At 65.7% G+C, this 17859-nt stretch carries 18 protein-coding genes and 1 riboswitch; of the genes, 10 read left to right on the plus strand and 8 right to left on the minus strand.

Annotated elements, in window-relative coordinates; translation table 11 throughout:
• The 6 genes from V3G39_02675 to V3G39_02700 all read left to right on the plus strand — a co-directional run bounded on the left by V3G39_02675 (position 1) and on the right by V3G39_02700 (position 7447).
• On the plus strand, positions 1 to 1113 hold the full coding sequence (locus V3G39_02675) for a glycerate kinase (protein XAS76959.1): 1113 nt from the start codon (positions 1 to 3) through the stop codon (positions 1111 to 1113).
• Positions 1110 to 2471: an allantoinase AllB gene (gene allB / locus V3G39_02680; protein ID XAS76960.1), complete on the plus strand. Its 1362-nt coding sequence runs from the start codon at positions 1110 to 1112 to the stop codon at positions 2469 to 2471. Before V3G39_02675 ends, allB begins: the two co-directional genes overlap by 4 nt.
• A gap of 105 nt (positions 2472 to 2576) precedes the next feature.
• The gene (locus V3G39_02685) at positions 2577 to 3512 is read left to right on the plus strand and encodes a glycosyltransferase (GenBank protein XAS76961.1); all 936 of its coding nucleotides are present in this window, start codon (positions 2577 to 2579) and stop codon (positions 3510 to 3512) included.
• 83 nt (positions 3513 to 3595) lie between these two features.
• A complete protein-coding gene (locus V3G39_02690) occupies positions 3596 to 5851 on the plus strand; it encodes a hypothetical protein (GenBank protein XAS76962.1) in 2256 nt (751 codons plus the stop codon).
• A gap of 95 nt (positions 5852 to 5946) precedes the next feature.
• The gene (locus tag V3G39_02695) at positions 5947 to 6849 is read left to right on the plus strand and encodes an oxidoreductase (protein ID XAS76963.1); all 903 of its coding nucleotides are present in this window, start codon (positions 5947 to 5949) and stop codon (positions 6847 to 6849) included.
• A 43-nt stretch (positions 6850 to 6892) separates the two neighbouring features.
• Positions 6893 to 7447, plus strand: coding sequence for a TIGR00730 family Rossman fold protein (locus V3G39_02700; GenBank protein XAS76964.1), 555 nt, complete (start codon positions 6893 to 6895; stop codon positions 7445 to 7447).
• A 16-nt stretch (positions 7448 to 7463) separates the two neighbouring features.
• Here V3G39_02700 and V3G39_02705 read toward each other — a convergent pair whose 3' ends face one another.
• The 4 genes from V3G39_02705 to V3G39_02720 all read right to left on the minus strand — a co-directional run bounded on the left by V3G39_02705 (position 7464) and on the right by V3G39_02720 (position 10410).
• Positions 7464 to 7901, minus strand: coding sequence for an SRPBCC family protein (locus V3G39_02705; GenBank protein XAS76965.1), 438 nt, complete (start codon positions 7899 to 7901; stop codon positions 7464 to 7466).
• Between the two features lie 106 nt (positions 7902 to 8007).
• Positions 8008 to 9048 carry a YhjD/YihY/BrkB family envelope integrity protein gene (locus V3G39_02710; GenBank protein XAS76966.1) on the minus strand — a complete coding sequence of 347 codons (1041 nt, stop codon included), beginning with the start codon at positions 9046 to 9048 and terminating at the stop codon, positions 8008 to 8010.
• Positions 9049 to 9063: 15 nt separating this feature from the next.
• Positions 9064 to 9684 (minus strand): class I SAM-dependent methyltransferase, encoded by a 621-nt coding sequence (locus V3G39_02715; GenBank protein XAS76967.1) that lies wholly within the window; start codon positions 9682 to 9684, stop codon positions 9064 to 9066.
• Between the two features lie 63 nt (positions 9685 to 9747).
• Complete coding sequence (locus V3G39_02720; GenBank protein XAS76968.1) at positions 9748 to 10410, minus strand: GAP family protein; 663 nt, start codon at positions 10408 to 10410, stop codon at positions 9748 to 9750.
• Between the two features lie 84 nt (positions 10411 to 10494).
• Between V3G39_02720 and V3G39_02725 the strand changes: the two genes are divergently transcribed.
• Positions 10495 to 11400 (plus strand): LLM class F420-dependent oxidoreductase, encoded by a 906-nt coding sequence (locus V3G39_02725; GenBank protein ID XAS76969.1) that lies wholly within the window; start codon positions 10495 to 10497, stop codon positions 11398 to 11400.
• Between the two features lie 65 nt (positions 11401 to 11465).
• Here V3G39_02725 and V3G39_02730 read toward each other — a convergent pair whose 3' ends face one another.
• The 3 genes from V3G39_02730 to V3G39_02740 all read right to left on the minus strand — a co-directional run bounded on the left by V3G39_02730 (position 11466) and on the right by V3G39_02740 (position 13397).
• Positions 11466 to 12191: a peptidase E gene (locus V3G39_02730; protein XAS76970.1), complete on the minus strand. Its 726-nt coding sequence runs from the start codon at positions 12189 to 12191 to the stop codon at positions 11466 to 11468.
• A 117-nt stretch (positions 12192 to 12308) separates the two neighbouring features.
• Positions 12309 to 12458, minus strand: a complete 150-nt coding sequence (locus V3G39_02735; GenBank protein ID XAS76971.1) for a GPGG-motif small membrane protein — start codon at positions 12456 to 12458, stop codon at positions 12309 to 12311.
• A gap of 156 nt (positions 12459 to 12614) precedes the next feature.
• Complete coding sequence (locus V3G39_02740; protein XAS76972.1) at positions 12615 to 13397, minus strand: PIG-L family deacetylase; 783 nt, start codon at positions 13395 to 13397, stop codon at positions 12615 to 12617.
• A 73-nt stretch (positions 13398 to 13470) separates the two neighbouring features.
• Between V3G39_02740 and V3G39_02745 the strand changes: the two genes are divergently transcribed.
• The 3 genes from V3G39_02745 (at position 13471) to V3G39_02755 (ending at position 16784) form a co-directional block, all read left to right on the plus strand.
• The gene (locus tag V3G39_02745; GenBank protein ID XAS76973.1) at positions 13471 to 14934 is read left to right on the plus strand and encodes a cytosine permease; all 1464 of its coding nucleotides are present in this window, start codon (positions 13471 to 13473) and stop codon (positions 14932 to 14934) included.
• Complete coding sequence (locus V3G39_02750) at positions 14931 to 15383, plus strand: nucleoside deaminase (GenBank protein XAS76974.1); 453 nt, start codon at positions 14931 to 14933, stop codon at positions 15381 to 15383. The genes V3G39_02745 and V3G39_02750 overlap by 4 nt, the downstream gene beginning before the upstream one ends.
• A 156-nt stretch (positions 15384 to 15539) precedes the next feature.
• Positions 15540 to 16784 carry a hypothetical protein gene (locus V3G39_02755; GenBank protein ID XAS76975.1) on the plus strand — a complete coding sequence of 415 codons (1245 nt, stop codon included), beginning with the start codon at positions 15540 to 15542 and terminating at the stop codon, positions 16782 to 16784.
• A 2-nt stretch (positions 16785 to 16786) separates the two neighbouring features.
• Here V3G39_02755 and V3G39_02760 read toward each other — a convergent pair whose 3' ends face one another.
• A complete protein-coding gene (locus V3G39_02760) occupies positions 16787 to 17425 on the minus strand; it encodes a nucleoside/nucleotide kinase family protein (protein ID XAS76976.1) in 639 nt (212 codons plus the stop codon).
• Between the two features lie 124 nt (positions 17426 to 17549).
• Positions 17550 to 17822: riboswitch (cobalamin riboswitch) on the plus strand.
• Positions 17823 to 17859: the final 37 nt, after the last annotated feature.

The raw sequence follows: 17859 nt of genomic DNA on the forward strand, positions 1-17859 counted from the left end.
ATGCGCATCGTCGTCGCCGTCGACAAGTTCAAAGGGTCCCTCTCCGCGCAGGAAGCTGCGTCCTACATCGCCGCGGGTCTGCACAGCGTGGACCCTGCGATCGAGGTGGTCACCGCACCGGTGGCCGACGGCGGCGACGGCACGGTGGACGCGGCTGTCGCTGCCGGGTTCGAGCGGCGTGAAGTCGCCGTCTGCGGCCCGACCGGCGAAGCCGTGCAGGCGCTGTACGCCCGACAAGGCGGTACGGCAGTGGTCGAGCTCGCGAACTCCTGCGGCATTCAGCTACTGCCGGGTGGCGTGCTCGTCCCGATGACGTCCTCGAGTCGCGGACTGGGTGAGGTCATGGCCGCGGCCCTCGACGACGGGTGCACGCGGCTCGTAGTCGGTGTCGGCGGAAGTGCCAGCACCGACGGTGGCGCGGGCATGCTGACAGCCCTCGGTGCACTCATCCTCACCGCGTCCGGTGAGCCTGTAGCGGCCGGTGGAGCCGGGTTGGCGAGCGTGCACAGCGTGGATCTGTCCGGTGTGCACCCGCGCCTCGCGCAGGTCCGTCTCGAGTTGGCCAGTGATGTGGACAATCCGTTGACCGGCGAGCATGGCGCGGCAGCGACGTACGGCCCACAGAAGGGTGCGAGCGCCACGCAGGTGCAGGACCTCGATGCTGCCCTGACCCACTTCGCGGCGGTCGCGGACCCGGCACTTGCCGATCTGGCCGGTGCCGGCGCAGCCGGGGGTGCGGGATACGCAGCGCTGTTGCTCGGAGCGCAGTTGCGGTCGGGGATCGCGGTGATGCTGGAGATCAACGGTTTTGCCGGGAGGCTGGTCGGGGCCGACCTGGTGATCACCGGCGAAGGGTCGTTGGACGCGCAGAGCCTGCGCGGGAAGGCGCCGATGGGCGTGGCGCAGGCGGCTCACGCCGAACGTATCCCCGTCGTGGCGCTCGCCGGGCGGGTGGTCGTGACGGCGCAGGAACTGCACGCCGCCCACATCGACACCGCGTACGCGTTGACCGATATCGAATCCGATGTGCAAGCGTGTATGACCAATGCCGGGCCGCTGCTGGAGCGACGCGCGGCCGATCTCATGACAGACCTGCGACGGAGAACACAATGACCAACGGTGCCAACCACTTCGATCGGATCTTTGTCGCGCAGCGGGTAATCACCGGCGGTCGCGAACAGGCGGCTGCAGTCGGCGTTCGCGACGGCTGCATCGCTGCCGTCGAGCAGGGCGATGCTCCCGCCGACTGGAGCGGTGAGCGTATCGAGCTGGCCGACGACGAGGTGCTGTTGCCGGGCATGGTCGATACCCATGTACACGTCAATGAGCCCGGCCGGACCGACTGGGAGGGTTTCGAGTCCGCGACCAGCGCCGCGCTGACCGGCGGTACCACCACGCTGCTGGACATGCCGCTCAACAGCCTGCCCCCGACCACGACGCTCGAAGCGCTGCACATCAAGATGGATGCGGCACGAGGCCAGTGTCGGATGGACGTGGGTTTCTGGGGTGGCGCGGTGCCCGGCAATATCGAGGATCTCAAGCCGCTGCACGAAGCGGGTGTTTTCGGTTTCAAGTGTTTTCTGATCGACTCCGGGGTGCCGGAGTTCCCGCCGCTGTCGCGCGATGAGCTGATTGCCTACCTGCAGCGCCTGGAGCCGCTCGGTGCGTTGATGATCGTGCACGCCGAAGACCCGGACGTCATCGCTGCCGCACCCCAGCTCGGCGGCCGCAGGTACTCCGACTTCGTGGCCTCCCGACCGGACCAGAGCGAGGTGTCCGCCATCGCGACGGTGATCGACGCCGTCCGCCGCACAGGTGCTCGCGCGCACATCCTGCACCTGTCCAGCGCGGCGGCACTGCCCCAGTTGCGGGCCGCCAAGGCCGAAGGTCTGCCGATCACCGTCGAGACCTGTCCGCACTACCTGACGTTCGCCGCCGAGACGATCCGCGACGGCTCGACTGCACATAAATGCTGCCCGCCGATCCGCAGCGCAGCCAATCAGGCGCAACTGTGGGAAGCGTTGCAGGACGGCACGATCGACATCATCGTCAGCGACCACTCACCCTGCACCATCGACCTCAAACAGCTCGAGACCGGTGATCTGGGCACCGCCTGGGGCGGGGTTGCATCGGTCGAGGTCGCGCTGCGTGCCGTCTGGAGCGGTGCCCGCGAACGCGGTATCGACCTCGCTCAGGTGGTGGCCTGGATGAGTACCCGCCCCGCCGAGATCGTCGACCTGACCGACCGGGGCGCCATCGAGGTCGGGCGCCGCGCCGATCTGGTTGCGTTCGCGCCGCGGGACAGCGTCGTCATCGACGCGCAGCGGCTGCTGCACAAGAACAAGCTCAGCGCCTACGACGGTGTCACGCTCTATGGCGCGGCCCGGCGGGTGTGGTTGGGCGGTCAGGACTGCAGTACCGACGCCGCGGAGGGTCAATTCGTGGCACGCGGCGCAGGTACGGCCGACTGAGCACTGAACGGGAGTGGTCGGCGCTCTCAGCCAACGCTCGGTCGGTGCTGGTACTTTCTCCGGGTGAATCAGAGTGCCGGGGGGCGAAACTTCGAAGGTTTGAGCGTGGCGGCCATCGTGCCGTGCTACAACGAAGAGGTCGCGGTCGGCCAGGTGGTCAGAGATCTCATTGCGGCCGTGGACGGCATCACCGTGTACGTCTATGACAACAACTGCACCGATGAGACCGCCCGGGTCGCGGCCGAGGCAGGGGCGGTCGTGCGCACGGAGTCCCGCAAGGGCAAAGGCAACGTGGTGCGCCGGGCCTTCGCCGATATCGACGCAGATGTATATCTGTTGATCGACGGTGACGACACCTACGACGCCAGCGCCGCCCCGCAGCTCATCGAGACGCTGTTGTCCGGTCCCTACGACCACGTCCTGGGCGTGCGTACCGACAACCCCGACGCAACGGCCTACCGGCCAGGTCATGCCTCCGGCAACCGGCTCTTCAACCGGTTGATCACCGCGTTGTTCGGAGAGCCGGTCACCGACATGCTGTCGGGGTACCGGGTGTTCTCCCACCGATTCGTGAAGTCGTTCCCCGCCTTGGCTCGCGAGTTCGAGATCGAGACCGAGCTCACGGTGCACGCGGTCAACCTGCGGGTCCCTCAGATCGAGGTTCCGGTGGGATTCAAAGACCGCCCCGAGGGCAGCGAATCCAAACTACGCACCTACCACGACGGTTTCCGGATCCTGCGTCTGATCGGCGGGCTGCTGCAGTACGAACGACCATTGGCCCTCTACTCCGGTATCGGCGCGCTCTTCATGTTCATCGCGCTCGTACTGGGAGTGCCGTTGGTGATCACCTTTGCGCGTATCCGCGAGGTACCTCGACTACCGACCGCCGTGTTGGCGACCGGGATGATGCTCGTGGGTTTTGTGAGTATCGCGATCGGGCTCATCCTCAACGGAATCCTGCGGTCACGACAGGAAAATGCCCGGCTCAGCTACCTGCGGTTGCCGTCGGTGTCCCAACCCGACTCCCCGGCCGCGCAGTGACCGCGGCCCGAAGTCCGAGAGCGTCGCGCCGGGACCGGGCCACCTCGTTCCTCACAGCTCCGGCATTTTTGTCGTCGCTGGTGGTGACGGTGGTCATCCTGGCGGCCAACGCGGTCTATCTGCTGCGCATCCGAACCAACAACCCCCTGCAGTACTTTTCGGGGGTCGCCTTCCACACGCCGGGATTACTGAGCGGTGGGCACACCATCGACGGCAACGAGGGCTGGACCGCCCAGGCGCTGGGCCGCCTCGCTGCGCAGATGTGGCAGCACGGCCAGCTACCGCTGTGGAATTACTACGAAGGCCTCGGCCAGCCACTCGCAGGTGAGATGCAGTCGGCGGCGTTGTTCCTGCCGTTCATCCTGTTGCAACTGCTACCCAACGGCATTTTCGTGATGCACCTCGCGTTGGAGTTCGTTGCAGCCTTCAGCACGTTGATGTTTGTGCGCTCGCTGCGGCTGTCCTGGGTTGCCGCATCCTGCGCCGCGTGTCTCTTCGGCCTCAACGGGGCCTTCTCGGTGATGACGAACGCGCCGTTCAACCCGATTGCGTTCCTGCCGATGGCGCTGTGGGGGGTCGAGCTGATCGGGCACGCCGTGCGGGATTCACGGCGCCCGCGGGCAGGGCTCTGGGTAACGGCGCTGGCTATTGCCTTCATGTTGTTCGCGGGATTTCCCGAGACAGCGCTGCTGGAAGGGCTGTTCGTCGCCGGATGGGCGGTCGTGCGACTGGTGGCTCTTCCCGGACACCGTCGCTCGTTCACGGTGTGGACCATCGTGGGTGCAGTGCTGGGAGTGGTCATCGCGGCACCGGTACTGGTCGCCTTCAAGGAATTCCTGGATTTCGGCTACACCGCCTATCACCTGGGTGCCGCGAACATTTACTCCTACAAGGCCCGGATGGTGGCTGCGCTCGGATTCCCCTACGCATCGGGCCCGATGACCAACAAACCTTTCAATGGTCTGGCCGGCTACGTCACCCTTCCGACCGTTTTCGTCGCAATCCTCGGTTTTCTGGGCGGACGTCGGCGGGCGTTGCGGATCTTCATCGGCATCACACTGTTTGTCTTGGTGATCAACGCGTTCGGTGGGCTGACGGTCATCCCGGTCAAGGCGTTCCTGAACATCATCCCCGGAGTGCGCAATGTCCTGGTCGCCAAATACGGCGTATCCCTGATCGAGTTCGCTGTCATCGTCTGCGCGGCCTACGGCATCGATGACCTTCGCAGGGCGCGGGTGCGTCGGCCCGCAGTTCTGATCTCGGCGGCCTCGGTGGCGCTCTACCTGGTGGGGGTCGTAGCTTTCGACAAGCACCGCAACTTCCTGTCCCACCCGCGGTGGACCATTGCGATGGTGACGTGGACCGTTCTCGCGTGCGTGGTGCTTGCGATGATCGCAGTGGCGGTCAGGTCCGGACCACGCAGGGTGGGCCTGCTCGCGCTGATCGCAGCTCTGATCGTGATTGCGGACGGAGCCGGCACGTACGCGGTCCCGCAGTTGTCGGCGAGCACGCGCAACCCGGTGGATCTGGCGCCCGTGCGGTACCTGCAGACCCACCTGGACACGTCCCGTTTCTACACGCTGGGGCCGATCGCGCCGAACTACGGCTCCTACTGGGGTATCGCGTCGGTCAACGTCAACGATCTGCCGGTGCCGAAGAAGATGAGCACGTTCGTCTTCGATGAACTGCGACCGCGGCCAGGAACGCCGGGCGCCAAGGGCACCGGGCGTGCGTTCATCCCGTATTGGCTCGGCGGACAACTGCCCAACGCGCGCATCCAACGCGTGGTTTTGCAGGCCTACGGTCAGCAGCAGTCGGCATTCCGGAGGGCGGGTGCCGAATACATCGTCATGACGCACGGCGTCGCGACCGAAGTCACCGGTGCGAAGTACGGCCTGACCCGCGTCTTTCAAGATGCCAAGATCGAGATCTGGCGTGACCCCAAGGCCGCGCCGTACTACTCGACCTCCAAGAACGGGTGCAGCATCCGCACGCAGAGCCTGAGCGGCGTCACGCTGGACTGTGCCCAGCCGACGACCCTCCTTCGTCGCCAGCTGTCCAGTCCCGGATGGACCGCGACGGTCAATGGCACGACATCGACCGTGGTCGACACCCCGGATCGGTTGTTCCAGTCGATCCCGGTGCCCGCCGGGGTTTCGACCATCTCCTACTCGTATATGCCCAAGTACTTCGTGGCGGCGTCGGCGTTGTCGCTGGCAACAGTGGCTCTGATGCTCCTGGACGGTGGGGTATTCCTGGTCCTGCGTCGTCGTTCTGCGAGGCCGGCGGCCAGGCAGCCAGACCAGGCGCGCGTCGGCTCCGAATCGCCGAACGCATAGATTGCGAGGGCATCGATCTCGCACAGCTGTGCGAGATCGATGGAACCTGACGCTATCTGACCCGGCACGGCGACGTAGGAGAAAGTGGACTGGCGATGAGTTGGAATCCTGCAGAGATCGGCGATCTGAGCGGACGCACAGCGATCGTGACGGGCGCGAATTCCGGCATCGGCCTGCACGAGGCGACGCAGTTGGCTCGGCATGGCGCCCGGGTCATCCTCGCGGTTCGCAACACGCAGTCCGGCGCGGAAGCAGCCCGTCGGATGGGGGGCACCACCTCGGTGCAGAAGCTCGATCTGGCGTCGCTGGACTCGGTGCGCGAATTTGTTGACCGTATCGACGGACCGGTGGATCTGCTGGTCAACAACGCCGGGCTGATGGAGCCGCCCAGCTATCGCGAGACCCAGGACGGGCACGAGCTGCAGTTCGGAACCAACCACCTCGGACACTTCGCACTGACGGCGCTGCTGCTGCCCCAACTGCTCCAGGCGGCTGCACCCCGCGTGACGACAGTGTCGTCCATCGCACACTTCCGCGGCAACGATGCTGTGCTGGAAGGAAATCCGCCGCAGACGTACAAGTCGGGCATGGCCTACGGGCAGTCCAAACTCGCCAACCTGCTCTTCGCGCTGGAGCTGCAACGACGCGCGACCGCGGCTGGGCTGGCGCTGACATCGACGGCGGCGCACCCGGGCGTTGCATCGACCGGTCTGGTGGCCGACCCCGACGGGATGGGCAGCAACCCCGTCGTACGGATGGTCCTGCCGATTGCCATGCGGGTGGTGCTGCCCGGCGGCGCCGGTGGTGCGCGCCCGGTGCTGTTCGCGGCGACCGACGCCGATCCAGGCTCCTACTCCGGCCCCAAGGGACCGTGGGAGGTGCGCGGGCCGGTGGGCGAGGCGAAGCAGAGCCGCTACGCCAAGGATGCCGATCTGGCCGCGAAGTTGTGGGCGGTCAGCGAAGAGCTCACCGGCATCCCGTTCGCCTTCCCCTCCTGACACCACTCGAAGGGCTGTCAGGTCAACGGTTTACGGTGATCCGATGCGCGTCGCAATATTCATCGGATCCTCCCCGGGCAACGACTCTGCGTACGCCGAGGCGGCCGCCGGATTGGCAACCCGGCTGGCTCAGCAGGGCATCGGGATCGTCTTCGGCGGGGGGCACGTCGGGCTGATGGGCGTCGTCGCTGATGCGGCCATGGCAGCCGGGGGTGAAGTAATCGGGGTCATACCGCGCTCGCTGGCAGACGCGGAAGTCGCCCACCACGGGCTGACCAGGCTCGAGATCGTCGAGACGATGCACGACCGCAAGGCCAGGATGGCGCAATTGTCGGACGCGTTCGTGGCGCTGCCGGGCGGTATCGGCACGATGGAGGAGTTCTTCGAGGTCTGGACATGGCTGCAGTTGGGCATTCACGCCAAACCTGTAGCGCTCTACGACGTCGCAGACTTCTGGAAGCCGATGCGCGCATTGCTGGCCACCATGGTGGAAGGAGGCTTTCTACGCGCAGCGGTTGCCGATGCGCTGATACAGGTGCGGGACCCGGACACGTTGTTGGACCAGATCACCGCCTGGCGGGCACCGCGGACCCGCTGAGTCGGCTTTCAAGCTCTCAGAGCTTCTCCAACGCCGCGGTCAGGTCGCGGACGGTCCCTTTGGCCAGCTGCAGGAAAATCAGTTTCATGACCGGATCGGTCAGGGCGGCGACGCCGTTGAACTTAACCGTCGCCTCGTAGGTGACCTTCGCGCCGGCGCCCGACGGCTCGATGCGGATGTCGTCGTAGGACGTTGCGGTCTTGTTGGTGCCCCGGAAAAGCACACGATCGGCATGCAGCTCCTGTAGTTCGTACTCCAACTCGGTATTGATGAAGATCAGCTTCGAGGTGTTGTGCCACTTCGCGCCGACCTCGATCGGTGCGCTCGCGTCACCGATGCGCTCGCAGGCGACGGTGCCGGGGTCCCACTCGACCGAGTGAGTGAAATCCTTCAGGTAGGCGATGGCGACGGACGGATTGACCTGCACCTCGAAGGTGCGGACGACGTTGACCATGGGAGTCCTTGTCAGGTTTTGTTGGTTCTTGCTGGGCCGCGGCGTGCGACAGGCGTTGCGCACACTCTACGAGCGGTGACGCTTCCCGCCGACAGCTGATCTGCGCTCAGTTGTCGTTGCTCCGATCCCGCTCGCGTTCCGCCGGCGGGCGTTCGTCGAAGCTGACGTCGATGCGCTCAAACCCTTTGTGCCGGTTGGCCTGGGCGATCGCTGTATAGGTGCGCCGGTCACCGCTGGTGAGCACGACGTTGTCGGTGAACGGGGTCAGCAATGCGCGTGGGTACAGTTTCTTGTCCAGCACCACGTTCACCTCGACGCAGAAGACAGTAATGATGCTGGCGAGGTAGATGAAGGCCAGCAGACCGAGCACCGTGGCGAAGATCAGGTTGGTGCCGCTGGCATCGGTGGCGCCGGCACGGCGGATGACGTGCGCCACGTACTTGAAACCGTACGTCTGCAGCAAGGCCCAGGCGAGCGCCGCAAGGATCGAGCCGGGCAGCACCTGCAGGGGGCTCAGTTTGCGGGACGATCCGTGCCGATAGATACCGATGAAGATGAGGGCATTGACCACGACAATGACAACGGGTATGAACCACGCCATCACCTGAGCCGTGTCGCCGGGCAGGAATCCACCCAACGCCGACACCACAGTCGTGGTCAGCAGGACCAGTGCCGCGCAACCGACCAGCAACAGGCTGCGAAAGCGCGCGAAGATCGGGTTGGGTCTGGAGTTGCGCGGGACCGCCCAGGCCGTGTTCATCGCGTACTGCACGGCCTGGCCGACACCGAGGCCACCGTAGGTAGCGAAGGCGAGTCCTGCGAGCACCCCACTGACGCCGCCGCTGAGGCTTTTCGGATTCTTCAGCTGCTGCCCGACCACGGGGAACTGGCTGGCCGCCGACTCCACGATGTGCCTCTGCAGATCGGGGTTGTTGCGCAGCAGAATGCTCAGCACCGTGCTCAACAGCAGGAGCAACGGGAAAAGCGAGACAAACGCGTAGTACGTCATCAACGCAGCGAGATAGGCGCCGGAGTCATCGAAGAACTTGTAGATGACGGCGATCGGGAAACCGAGCACCCGGTGCTCACGTTGGTAGTCGTCAATCGCCAGCGTGCGCCGGCTCGCGGGCTTGCTCGGCGTGCTCACCTGCTTATCTCGGCACTACTGGTGGCGCAGGACGAAGACGGCGTAGTCGTCGCTCTCCCCGACCGGTTGCAGATCGTAGGAGGCGAAGCGTGCCTGCACCTCTAGTCCGGCAGTGCGGGCATCGGCAGTGAAGTCGGCTGCCGGGTAGGTCCGTGAGCTTTCTGGTCTGGCTTCGAGGTGGAAGCCGACGAGCAGCCGGCCGGCCGGCGCGAGCAGAGCACGCAGGCGCTGCAGCACCTCCACCTCGGAGTCGGGGGCGAGCAGAATCATGACATTGCCGACACACACGACGAGGTCATATTCAGTGGGGTGGCCCTGCGCCGCAAGCGTTTCGGGGGCAAGTTCGTCCAACCGGGCAGAGACGACCGGCAGGTGCGGGAAGGTACGGCGTGACTGGGCGAGCAGTGCCTCATCCAAATCAACGCCCACGACGTGATGTCCGCGGTCCTGCAGCGCGGCCCCGACCCGGCCCATCCCGCTTCCGGCGTCCAGGATGCTCGCGTTGCGGGGCGCGAGCACATCTGCCAACCGTGCTTCCCCGGAGATGTCCTCACCGTTGGCATGCAGATCGGCGAACTTGGCGCCGTATCCGCGGTCGACCAACGATTCCCAGCGAGTGGTGCGGTGTGCGTGCATGGCCCCAGTTTGCCAGCAGTCCCGCCCAACTGACGCAGCTGAGCCAGCTGAGCCGGTAACGAGTCAGTTGAGGACGGCGTGCCCGACCAGGACCGCGCCGCCGATCACGCAGGCGGCAATGGAAGCAATCCGGGTGCCGGCCGCGACGCGGGCGCGGGACCGCTCGCTGACCCGGGTGTGCGTGGGCGCAATGCGCAGCAGCAGCAGCGGAATCCAGGCCGGCGTGAGCACCACAGCGACGGCCCCGGCGAGAACGATGGCCTGCCAGAACACATTGAGCCGCGAGGCACCGATGTGCCCGCAGATGGACAGGTAGAGCGGCAGGGTCGTGAAGTTGGTGGCCATCCCCAGCGCACCCCACGCGATGAGACCACGGCGCGCGGCTTCGCTGGCCTGGTCGTTTTCGGAGGTGGTGGCTCGCGCTGTGCGAGTCCGCGAACGCCACAGCCAACCGCCGTATGCCAGCAGCACCAGGCCGAGGATCCCGTCGACGACCTGAGAGGCCAGTTCGCGCCGGGTGAAGGAGGCGGCGGCATCTCCGAGCAGCCCCAGACTCGGGACGCCGATAAGGATGAGCACGATCGCATTGCCTGCGAGGAAGCGTCGTACGCCGGATGCGCCGTAGTTGGTCGCGACCGTCGAGGCGTTGAGGAAGACGATCGGGCTGATCGCAGCGAGCACTGCCAGCGGCAGGACGAACGTCAACAGTCCGCCCAGGTAATCCACTCCTCGAGGGTATCGAGGCGACCTGGGTCCTCCTGGCGGGCGCCCTGAGCTGCCCGGTTCGCGGGTGGGGTGCAGGATGACCGAATGCGACTCGGACAGCAGATCTCCTCCTTCTCATGGGTCGATGCGCCCGCCTCCATCGGCAGCACGTTCGGGCGGATTGCGCGCGACAGCGAGGATGCCGGGCTGCACAGCCTGTGGGTGATGGACCACTTCTTCCAGATCGAGATGAACGGTCCCCCTGAGCAGGAGATGCTGGAGGGCTATCTTGCGCTCGCCTTCGCCGCGGCCCAGACCTCGACGATCCGACTGGGCACCCCGGTCACCGGCGTCACCTACCGCCATCCGGGTCTGCTGGTGAAGACGGTCACGACGCTGGACGTGTTGTCCAGTGGCCGCGCGATGCTCGGCATCGGAGCTGCCTGGAACGAGCAGGAGCACCGCGGTTTAGGGGTGCCCTTCCCGCCGTTGAAGGAGCGGTTCGAGCGCCTGGAGGAGACGGTGCAGATCGCGCTACAGATGTGGGCCGGTGACGAATCGCCCTATGAAGGAGCGCATTACCAGCTGGAACGACCGATCAATTCGCCGCAGTCCATCAGCCGGCCGCACCCGCCCATCATGATCGGCGGAAGCGGTGAGAAGAAGACGTTGCGGATGGTGGCGCAGTATGCCGATGCGTGCAACATCTACGACTTCGGCCCGCAGGGTGTGCAGGCGAAGTACGACGTACTCGCGGCACACTGCGAACGGCTGGGCCGGTCTTACGACGACATCTCCAAGACAGTGATCTCGGCATTACCGCTGACCGTCGGGAGCGCAGCGGCTGGGTCGGGCAGCTCCCGGTCGATGTCGGTGGATCAGGCGGTGGACAAGCTGGGCGAGCTGGCCCGGATCGGCACTGACGAGGTGATTCTCAGCGTTCCCGGGAACGAAAGCCCCCGGATGTACCCGTTGCTCGCCGAAGTCGTGCGCCAGGTCGAGCCGCTCTGACACGACGAGGATTCACGTGAAACCAGCCGGACCCGCGGCAGCTCACCGATATGCGGGTGCTGCCCTCAGGGCAGCCGGCGCACGGCGAACGGGTCTTCCTGGACCCGGTCACCGTCAAGGTGGACGAGGTAGGCACCGCCGTCTGATTCGGCGACTGCCTCGCTGAGCTGAGTGCCGCGGTACAACAGTCCGACGCCGTCATCGGTGCAGTGTGTCGTCCCTAGCGTGCCGTCGGCCACAAGTCGGTGGATCAGCGGTCGGCGACGCAGCTCGGTGTCGTAGTGCACCCCGTTGCCGTACGGCAGGAATCCCAGACCGTCGGTGATCGGCTTCAGTTGCGGCCCGAAGGAATCCGTCGCGCCACCCTGGAACCAGCAGATCGAGCCCGCGCTGACGCCGGTCAGCACGACACCCGACTGCCAGACGCGGTGCAGGATTTCATCGAGACCGTGAACCCGCCACACGGCCAGCAGATTCGCGACCGATCCGCCCATCACCCAGACGACGTCCTGGGAGAGCAGGTGGGATTCGATATCGGCGACATTGGGCATCCCGAAGAATTCCAGGTTGCTGTGGTCGTAGCCCGCGATCCGCGCAGCCTCACCGAGGCCGGCGACGACATGCGCAGCGTCGCCGAGCGCTGTGGTGATGGTGCAGACCCGCGGCGCCCGCCCGGTGACCCCGGCCAACTCGACCGCGAAGTCGGTCAGGGCACTGAACTCGAAGCGGGATCGCGCACCGGGGCGCAGTCCGCCGGAGGTCGCCAGAATGGTCGGCTCAGCAGTCGTCATACGGATGAGTATGGTCAGCCGCTCCGACTCGGCGCCGCCTTCCGTCTGCGGACAGCGCGATGGCCGGGCCCGGGGTGTTGTCTGCCGTCGGGCCCGGCCATCGCATCAAAGTTTCGGCTACTTCTTACTCAGGACGCTCCAGCCACCGGGGCCGACGGCCAGGCCCACGACGATCAGCACGATGCCCAGGATGATGCTGCCCTTGAGCAGCGTGACGATGCCGGCGATGACCAGGATGACGGCAAGGATCCACAGTAGAAAGCCCATGTTCTTCGCTCCTTAATGTTTGACCTGCGCTGACGTTCGCGACAGGTAGTTTCGTATCGAACGAGTGAACTCTATCCAGCAAATAGACAGATTGCAGGTGTAGTACCCGCGACGACAGTCGCCAAACGTACCGGGTGGACACGGGTCCAGCGAGCGCTACGCGAAGGGCCACCCGGCGGTCATACCGGTGGCGCGCCCGGGCTCGATGAAGTACTCGTGTCCGAACCCGGCGGTGAACATCTGCGGCGGCATCGCCAGCATCATGCCGATATCGCTGGTCTGACTGCTGTGGGCCTGCATCGCGGCGCGCTTCTGGGTGAGGTAGTCCGATACATCCACGTCCCAGTGCAACTCCGCTTCGGGTGTGCCCATCGGATTGCCGTCGTCGGCAGGTCCGTCCACGTCGAAGCGGGCACCGTCGGGGGCGGTGGCCATCATGACGCGCATCGCGTCGCGGTTGAGGGTGACCTGCAGGGTGCGCGGGGTCCGCTGCGCGAGTTGCGCAGCGCGGTCGGCCACCCGATGCACCTGGACGTGATCGGGATGCCCGTAGGTGCCGTGCCAGTCGTAACCGATCAGCACGTCGGCCTCTTCCTCGTCGAGGATGCGCACGAAGGCCCGCGCCGCTTCATCCACCTCGGCACGCGCGAACGCGTGCTCCTCCCCGTTCTGGGCCCACCCGGTCATCCCGGAGTCGGCGTACCCCAGCCATTCGATGCGGTGGGTACCGAGCGCGGCAGTGGACGCGGCAGCCTCCTTGCGCCGTCGGTCCACGACGGTCTCGCCCTCGGCGAGGTCATCCGCCGCCTCACCGTGATCACCGTTGGTGGCGTAGACGATGACCACCCGGTGTCCGACGGCCACCGCGCGGGCAATGGTGCCTGCGGTGGAGCTGGCTTCGTCGTCGGGATGGGCGTGTAGAAAGACCAGTGTGCTCACCGGGAAAGTATGCCCGGCGAATATTTACCTGAACGAAACCTATTGACAGCCAATTGAGGTCACACTTTCAACTGTGACCTCTCTGACCTCCCCGCCCCCATCGGGTATTGCTGAAAACCCCATCGCGCAGGAGCACTACGGCGCCAAAACCGTTGCCGTCGAGCCCGGTGGGGTCGAGTTCATCCCCGACAGCGAGCGGCACGGCACCCCGCGGCAGCTGCTGTGGACGTGGACCTCGCCCAACCTGGAGTTCGCGACCATCGCGGTCGGCATCCTGGGACCGGTCGCCTTCGGGCTGACGTTCTGGCAGACGGCTGTCGCAGTCGTCCTCGGGGCGGGCCTGGGGTCGCTGAGCCACGGTGTGCTCTCCAGCTGGGGGCCGCCGAACGGGTTGTGCCAGATGGTGCTCAGTCGGGCCGGATTCGGCTACCGCGGGAACATCCTGCCGGCCGGCTTGAACGCCGTGGTCGCGGGCGTGGGGTGGTTCGCCGTCAACAGTGTCAGCGGAGCGCTCGCATTGCACGCGCTTTTCAACGCGATTCCCAGTTGGCTGTGCCTGCTGATCATCGTGGTCGCGGAGTTCACGGTCGCCGCGTTCGGGCACAACCTCGTGCATACCTTCGAGAAGATGGCCCTGCCGCTGCTCGGAGTCGTATTCGTCGTGGGTGCGATCATCATCTTCGGCAAGGCCAACCTGTCAGCGCCGGCTCTGCACCCCACTGGTTCAGTGCCCGGATCGTTCATCATCGAGGCGGCTGCGGCTTTCGGTTACGCAGCCGGTTGGAACCCGTACGGAGCAGACTTCACCCGCTACCTGCCGCGCACGACATCGCGTCGGGCGACGGGCCTGTACGCCGGGGCGGGCGTCTTCGTGTCCTGTGTCATTCTGCAGTGCGCCGGTGCGGCGATGGCCTTCGCGGTCGCCAAACCCGATGTCCTGCCCGGGATCTACACCGAGGTGCTGCCGACCTGGTTGGGCAAGCTGACCCTGCTGTGTATCGCCGTGGGCGCCGTTGCGGCGAACGCCCTCAACATCTACTCCGGCGCCATGTCCGCCTTGTCGATGGGTATCAAACTGCCGCCCCACCGGGCGCGGGTGATTGTCGCCTCGGTGTTCGGGGTCGCCGGTTTCATCCTGGCCCTGAACGGGCTGAACGACGCGGGTACGAAGTTCGAGAACTTCTTGCTCGTGATCGCGTACTGGATCGCACCGTGGCTCGGTGTGGTCTTCGTCGATCGCGCGTTACGTCGCGGGCAGGACATCAGCAACATGGTGCTGCGCACAGACCATCGGAACTTGGCGGGGCCGATCGCGATGGTCGTTGCCGGAGTCGTCTCGGTGTGGTTGTTCTCGAACCAGACCGAGTATCTCGCTCCGGTGCCCAAGGCACACCCGATCGTCGGTGACCTGACACCGCTGGTCGGATTCATCCTGGCTGCGGTCATCTACGCCGTTCTCTACAAGCCGCTTGCCGGTCAGCCCGAGGCCGCTACCGAGTCGGTCGACTCCCGCGACTCGGTCGGAGAGAGCGCGTGACGCGGCCATCGGATCGTGCGTTGTTGGCACTCGCGGTCCAGGAGGCTCGGCACGGTCTGGCGCAGGGCGGTATACCGATCGGTGCCGCGTTGATCGGCCCTGACGGTGAGGTGCTCGGGCGCGGTCACAACCGTCGGGTGCAGGACGATGATCCGTCGATGCACGGGGAGACGTCGGCGTTCCGGGCAGCCGGCCGGCAGCCGACCTATCGGGGCACCACGATGGTCACCACGCTGTCGCCGTGCTGGTTCTGCAGCGGTCTGGTGCGTCAGTTCGGCATCTCGCGAATCGTGATCGGGGAGGCGCAGACGTTCTACGGCGGACATGACTGGTTGGCCGAGCACGGGGTCGAGGTCGTCGTCCTCGATGATGCCGAGTGCATCGCGATGATGGGTGATTTCATTGCCGAGCACCCGGCACTCTGGAACGAGGACATCGGGCAGGATTGAGACAGACCCCGCCCGTCCGCGCCGAGGCCGCTGTGCGACCTCGGAGTTGTCGGCGAGGCGAGCCGCTGTAGTAGCTCCACCCCGTGTATAACGGGCAGTTCAACGTCCGGAACGGTGTGAGGCGTTGAATGTTCTCGGTTGTAGGGGGTTTGTCAGATGTCCAGTGGTGACGCGAACGTCTCGCGGCGTGGTGTGCTGGGTGCTGGTCTGGGGATTGGTGCCGCCGGTCTGTTGGCGGGCTGCAGCACCGGAAGCAGCAAGGATGCGGCCAGAGCGACCGCGGGTGCGAAGTCGTCAACACCAGGTGCCTCGCCCACGACCTCGGCCCGGACTGTCAAGACCATCGGTGACGGGTCGATGTCCGACACGGGCCCGCAGCCCAAGCAGCCCAAGTTCAGCGCGCTGAAGGCCGGACAGAAACCGCCCCAGTTCGTGGTGATCTCCTGGGACGGTGCGGGTGAGACCAAGTCGAAGTTGAACTCGCACTTCCAGCAGGTGGCGGCCGAGCTCGGTGCATCTATGACGTTGTTCACCACGGGTATCTATCTGCTGCCGGAGTCCAAGAAGTCGTTGTACCGCCCGCCGCAGCACCGGGTCGGTGCCTCGGATATCGGCTACTTCCCCGATTCGGCCATTCATTCCACGATCGAACAGACCGGGAAGGCCTGGCTCGCCGGGCACGAGATCGGTACCCACTTCAACGGCCACTTCTGCGGGCCGACCGGGGGTAGTAGGTGGTCGGTCGGGGACTGGAAGTCAGAGATCGAGCAGGCCGTTTCGTTCTTCGCGAACTGGCGCACGAACACCGGATTCACCGATCTGCCATCGCTTCCTTTCGACTACCGCAAGGAACTCACCGGTGGTCGGACCCCGTGCCTGGAGGGTTTCGACAACCTACGTAAGGCGGCTGCCGATCTCGGCTGGCGCTATGACACCAGCAACGCGCGCTACCCGATGTGGCCGCTGAAGGTGCCGGGAACGAAGGTCTGGGACATCTCGATGCAGACCGTGCCGATGCCCGGCCTGCGCAACGGGGTGTTGTCGATGGACTACAACTACATGGCCAACCAGTCGACCGTGACCAACGGCCCCGCGGCGAAGCGACCAGGGTGGCGTCAGCAGATGGTCACGTCACTGATCGCCGGTTTCGACCGCTCGTTCAACGGCAATCGGTCACCGCTGGTGATCGGTAACCATTTCGAGCACTGGAACGGCGGCATCTACATGGAGGCCGTCGAAGAGGTCATGCGCACCCTTGCCAAGCGGCCCGACACCAAACTCGTGTCGTTTCGGCAGTTGTGCGACTGGATGGACGCGCAGACCCCCGCGGTCACCAAGCGGCTGCAGCAGCTGCCCGGTGCTCCGCAGGGTGGCTGGGACGAGTACCTGCAACTCACCTGATGTCAGGCGGTTTCGACCAGGACGTCGGCGAAACTGCGGCGGGCCTCGACCCGGCGAGCATTGGCCTCATCGGAGCCGTTGGCGCGCGCAGCGGCTTCTCGGTGGGATCGTCCGAAGCCCTCGTGGCGCGCGGTCAGTCGCGCCCGACGTACCTCGTCCGGCAGGTCCAGATACCAACACTGGTCCACGAACGACCGAGCCACCGGCCACGGGTCCTCCTCGAGCAGTAGGTAGTTGCCCTCGGTGACGACCAGTCGATCCTGCGGTGTCACCGCAATGGACCCGGCGATAGCGTTCTCGATGGATCGCTCGAAGTGCGGCGCCCAGATCGTGGCGTCGTTTTCGCGCTGGTTACGTACCCGGCGCAGCAGGTCGGCATACCCGTGCCCGTCGAAGGTGTGCGGGGCGCCTTTGACTGCGGCGTGGCCGCGCTCGTCCAACACGCTCTGAGCAAGATGAAAGCCGTCCATCGGAATACAGACCGCCTGCCACCCGGTGCTCGCGGCCCACTGCAGCACGGCGGCCGTCACGGTGGATTTGCCGACACCGGGCGGCCCGGCGATACCGAGCATCACCCGTCCGCTCTGCAGGCGCGTGCCCAGGTGCAGCAGGGCCTCGTCCAGAGTCAGCGAGAGTGGCACCGGCTCAGGTTAGGCCCATCCTCCGCAACTCGCTGATTGCGGTGCTGTTGACGACGCATCCGGCACCGACGCCGCGCGAGAGTATCCGCAGATGTAGTGGTGTGCAGCAGAGTCATTTCTATATATAGTGGTGAGCGCAGCTGGTTCGATGCACTTCGGGAACTTCCGGAGTACACCGAGGCAACAGGGAACCCGGCGAGAATCCGGGACTGCCCCGCAGCGGTAAGTGGGAACGACCGCCGTCCATCCAAGCCCTCGGGCCAGGATGACAGCACTGAGTGAGGCGCGCGATCAGCGTCTGCACACGCTCGGGAAGCGATGGCCAGTAGAAAAGCGTCCGGCGCGAAGGACGCACCGCCCACGAGTCCGAAGACCTGCCAGCAGCCCGCGGCCCCGATCGGTGCCGAGGTCTCCGCATGGCCTCGTGGGAGGGT

It is taken from the genome of Dermatophilaceae bacterium Sec6.4, from assembly GCA_039636865.1.
Lineage (GTDB): Bacteria > Actinomycetota > Actinomycetes > Actinomycetales > Dermatophilaceae > Allobranchiibius.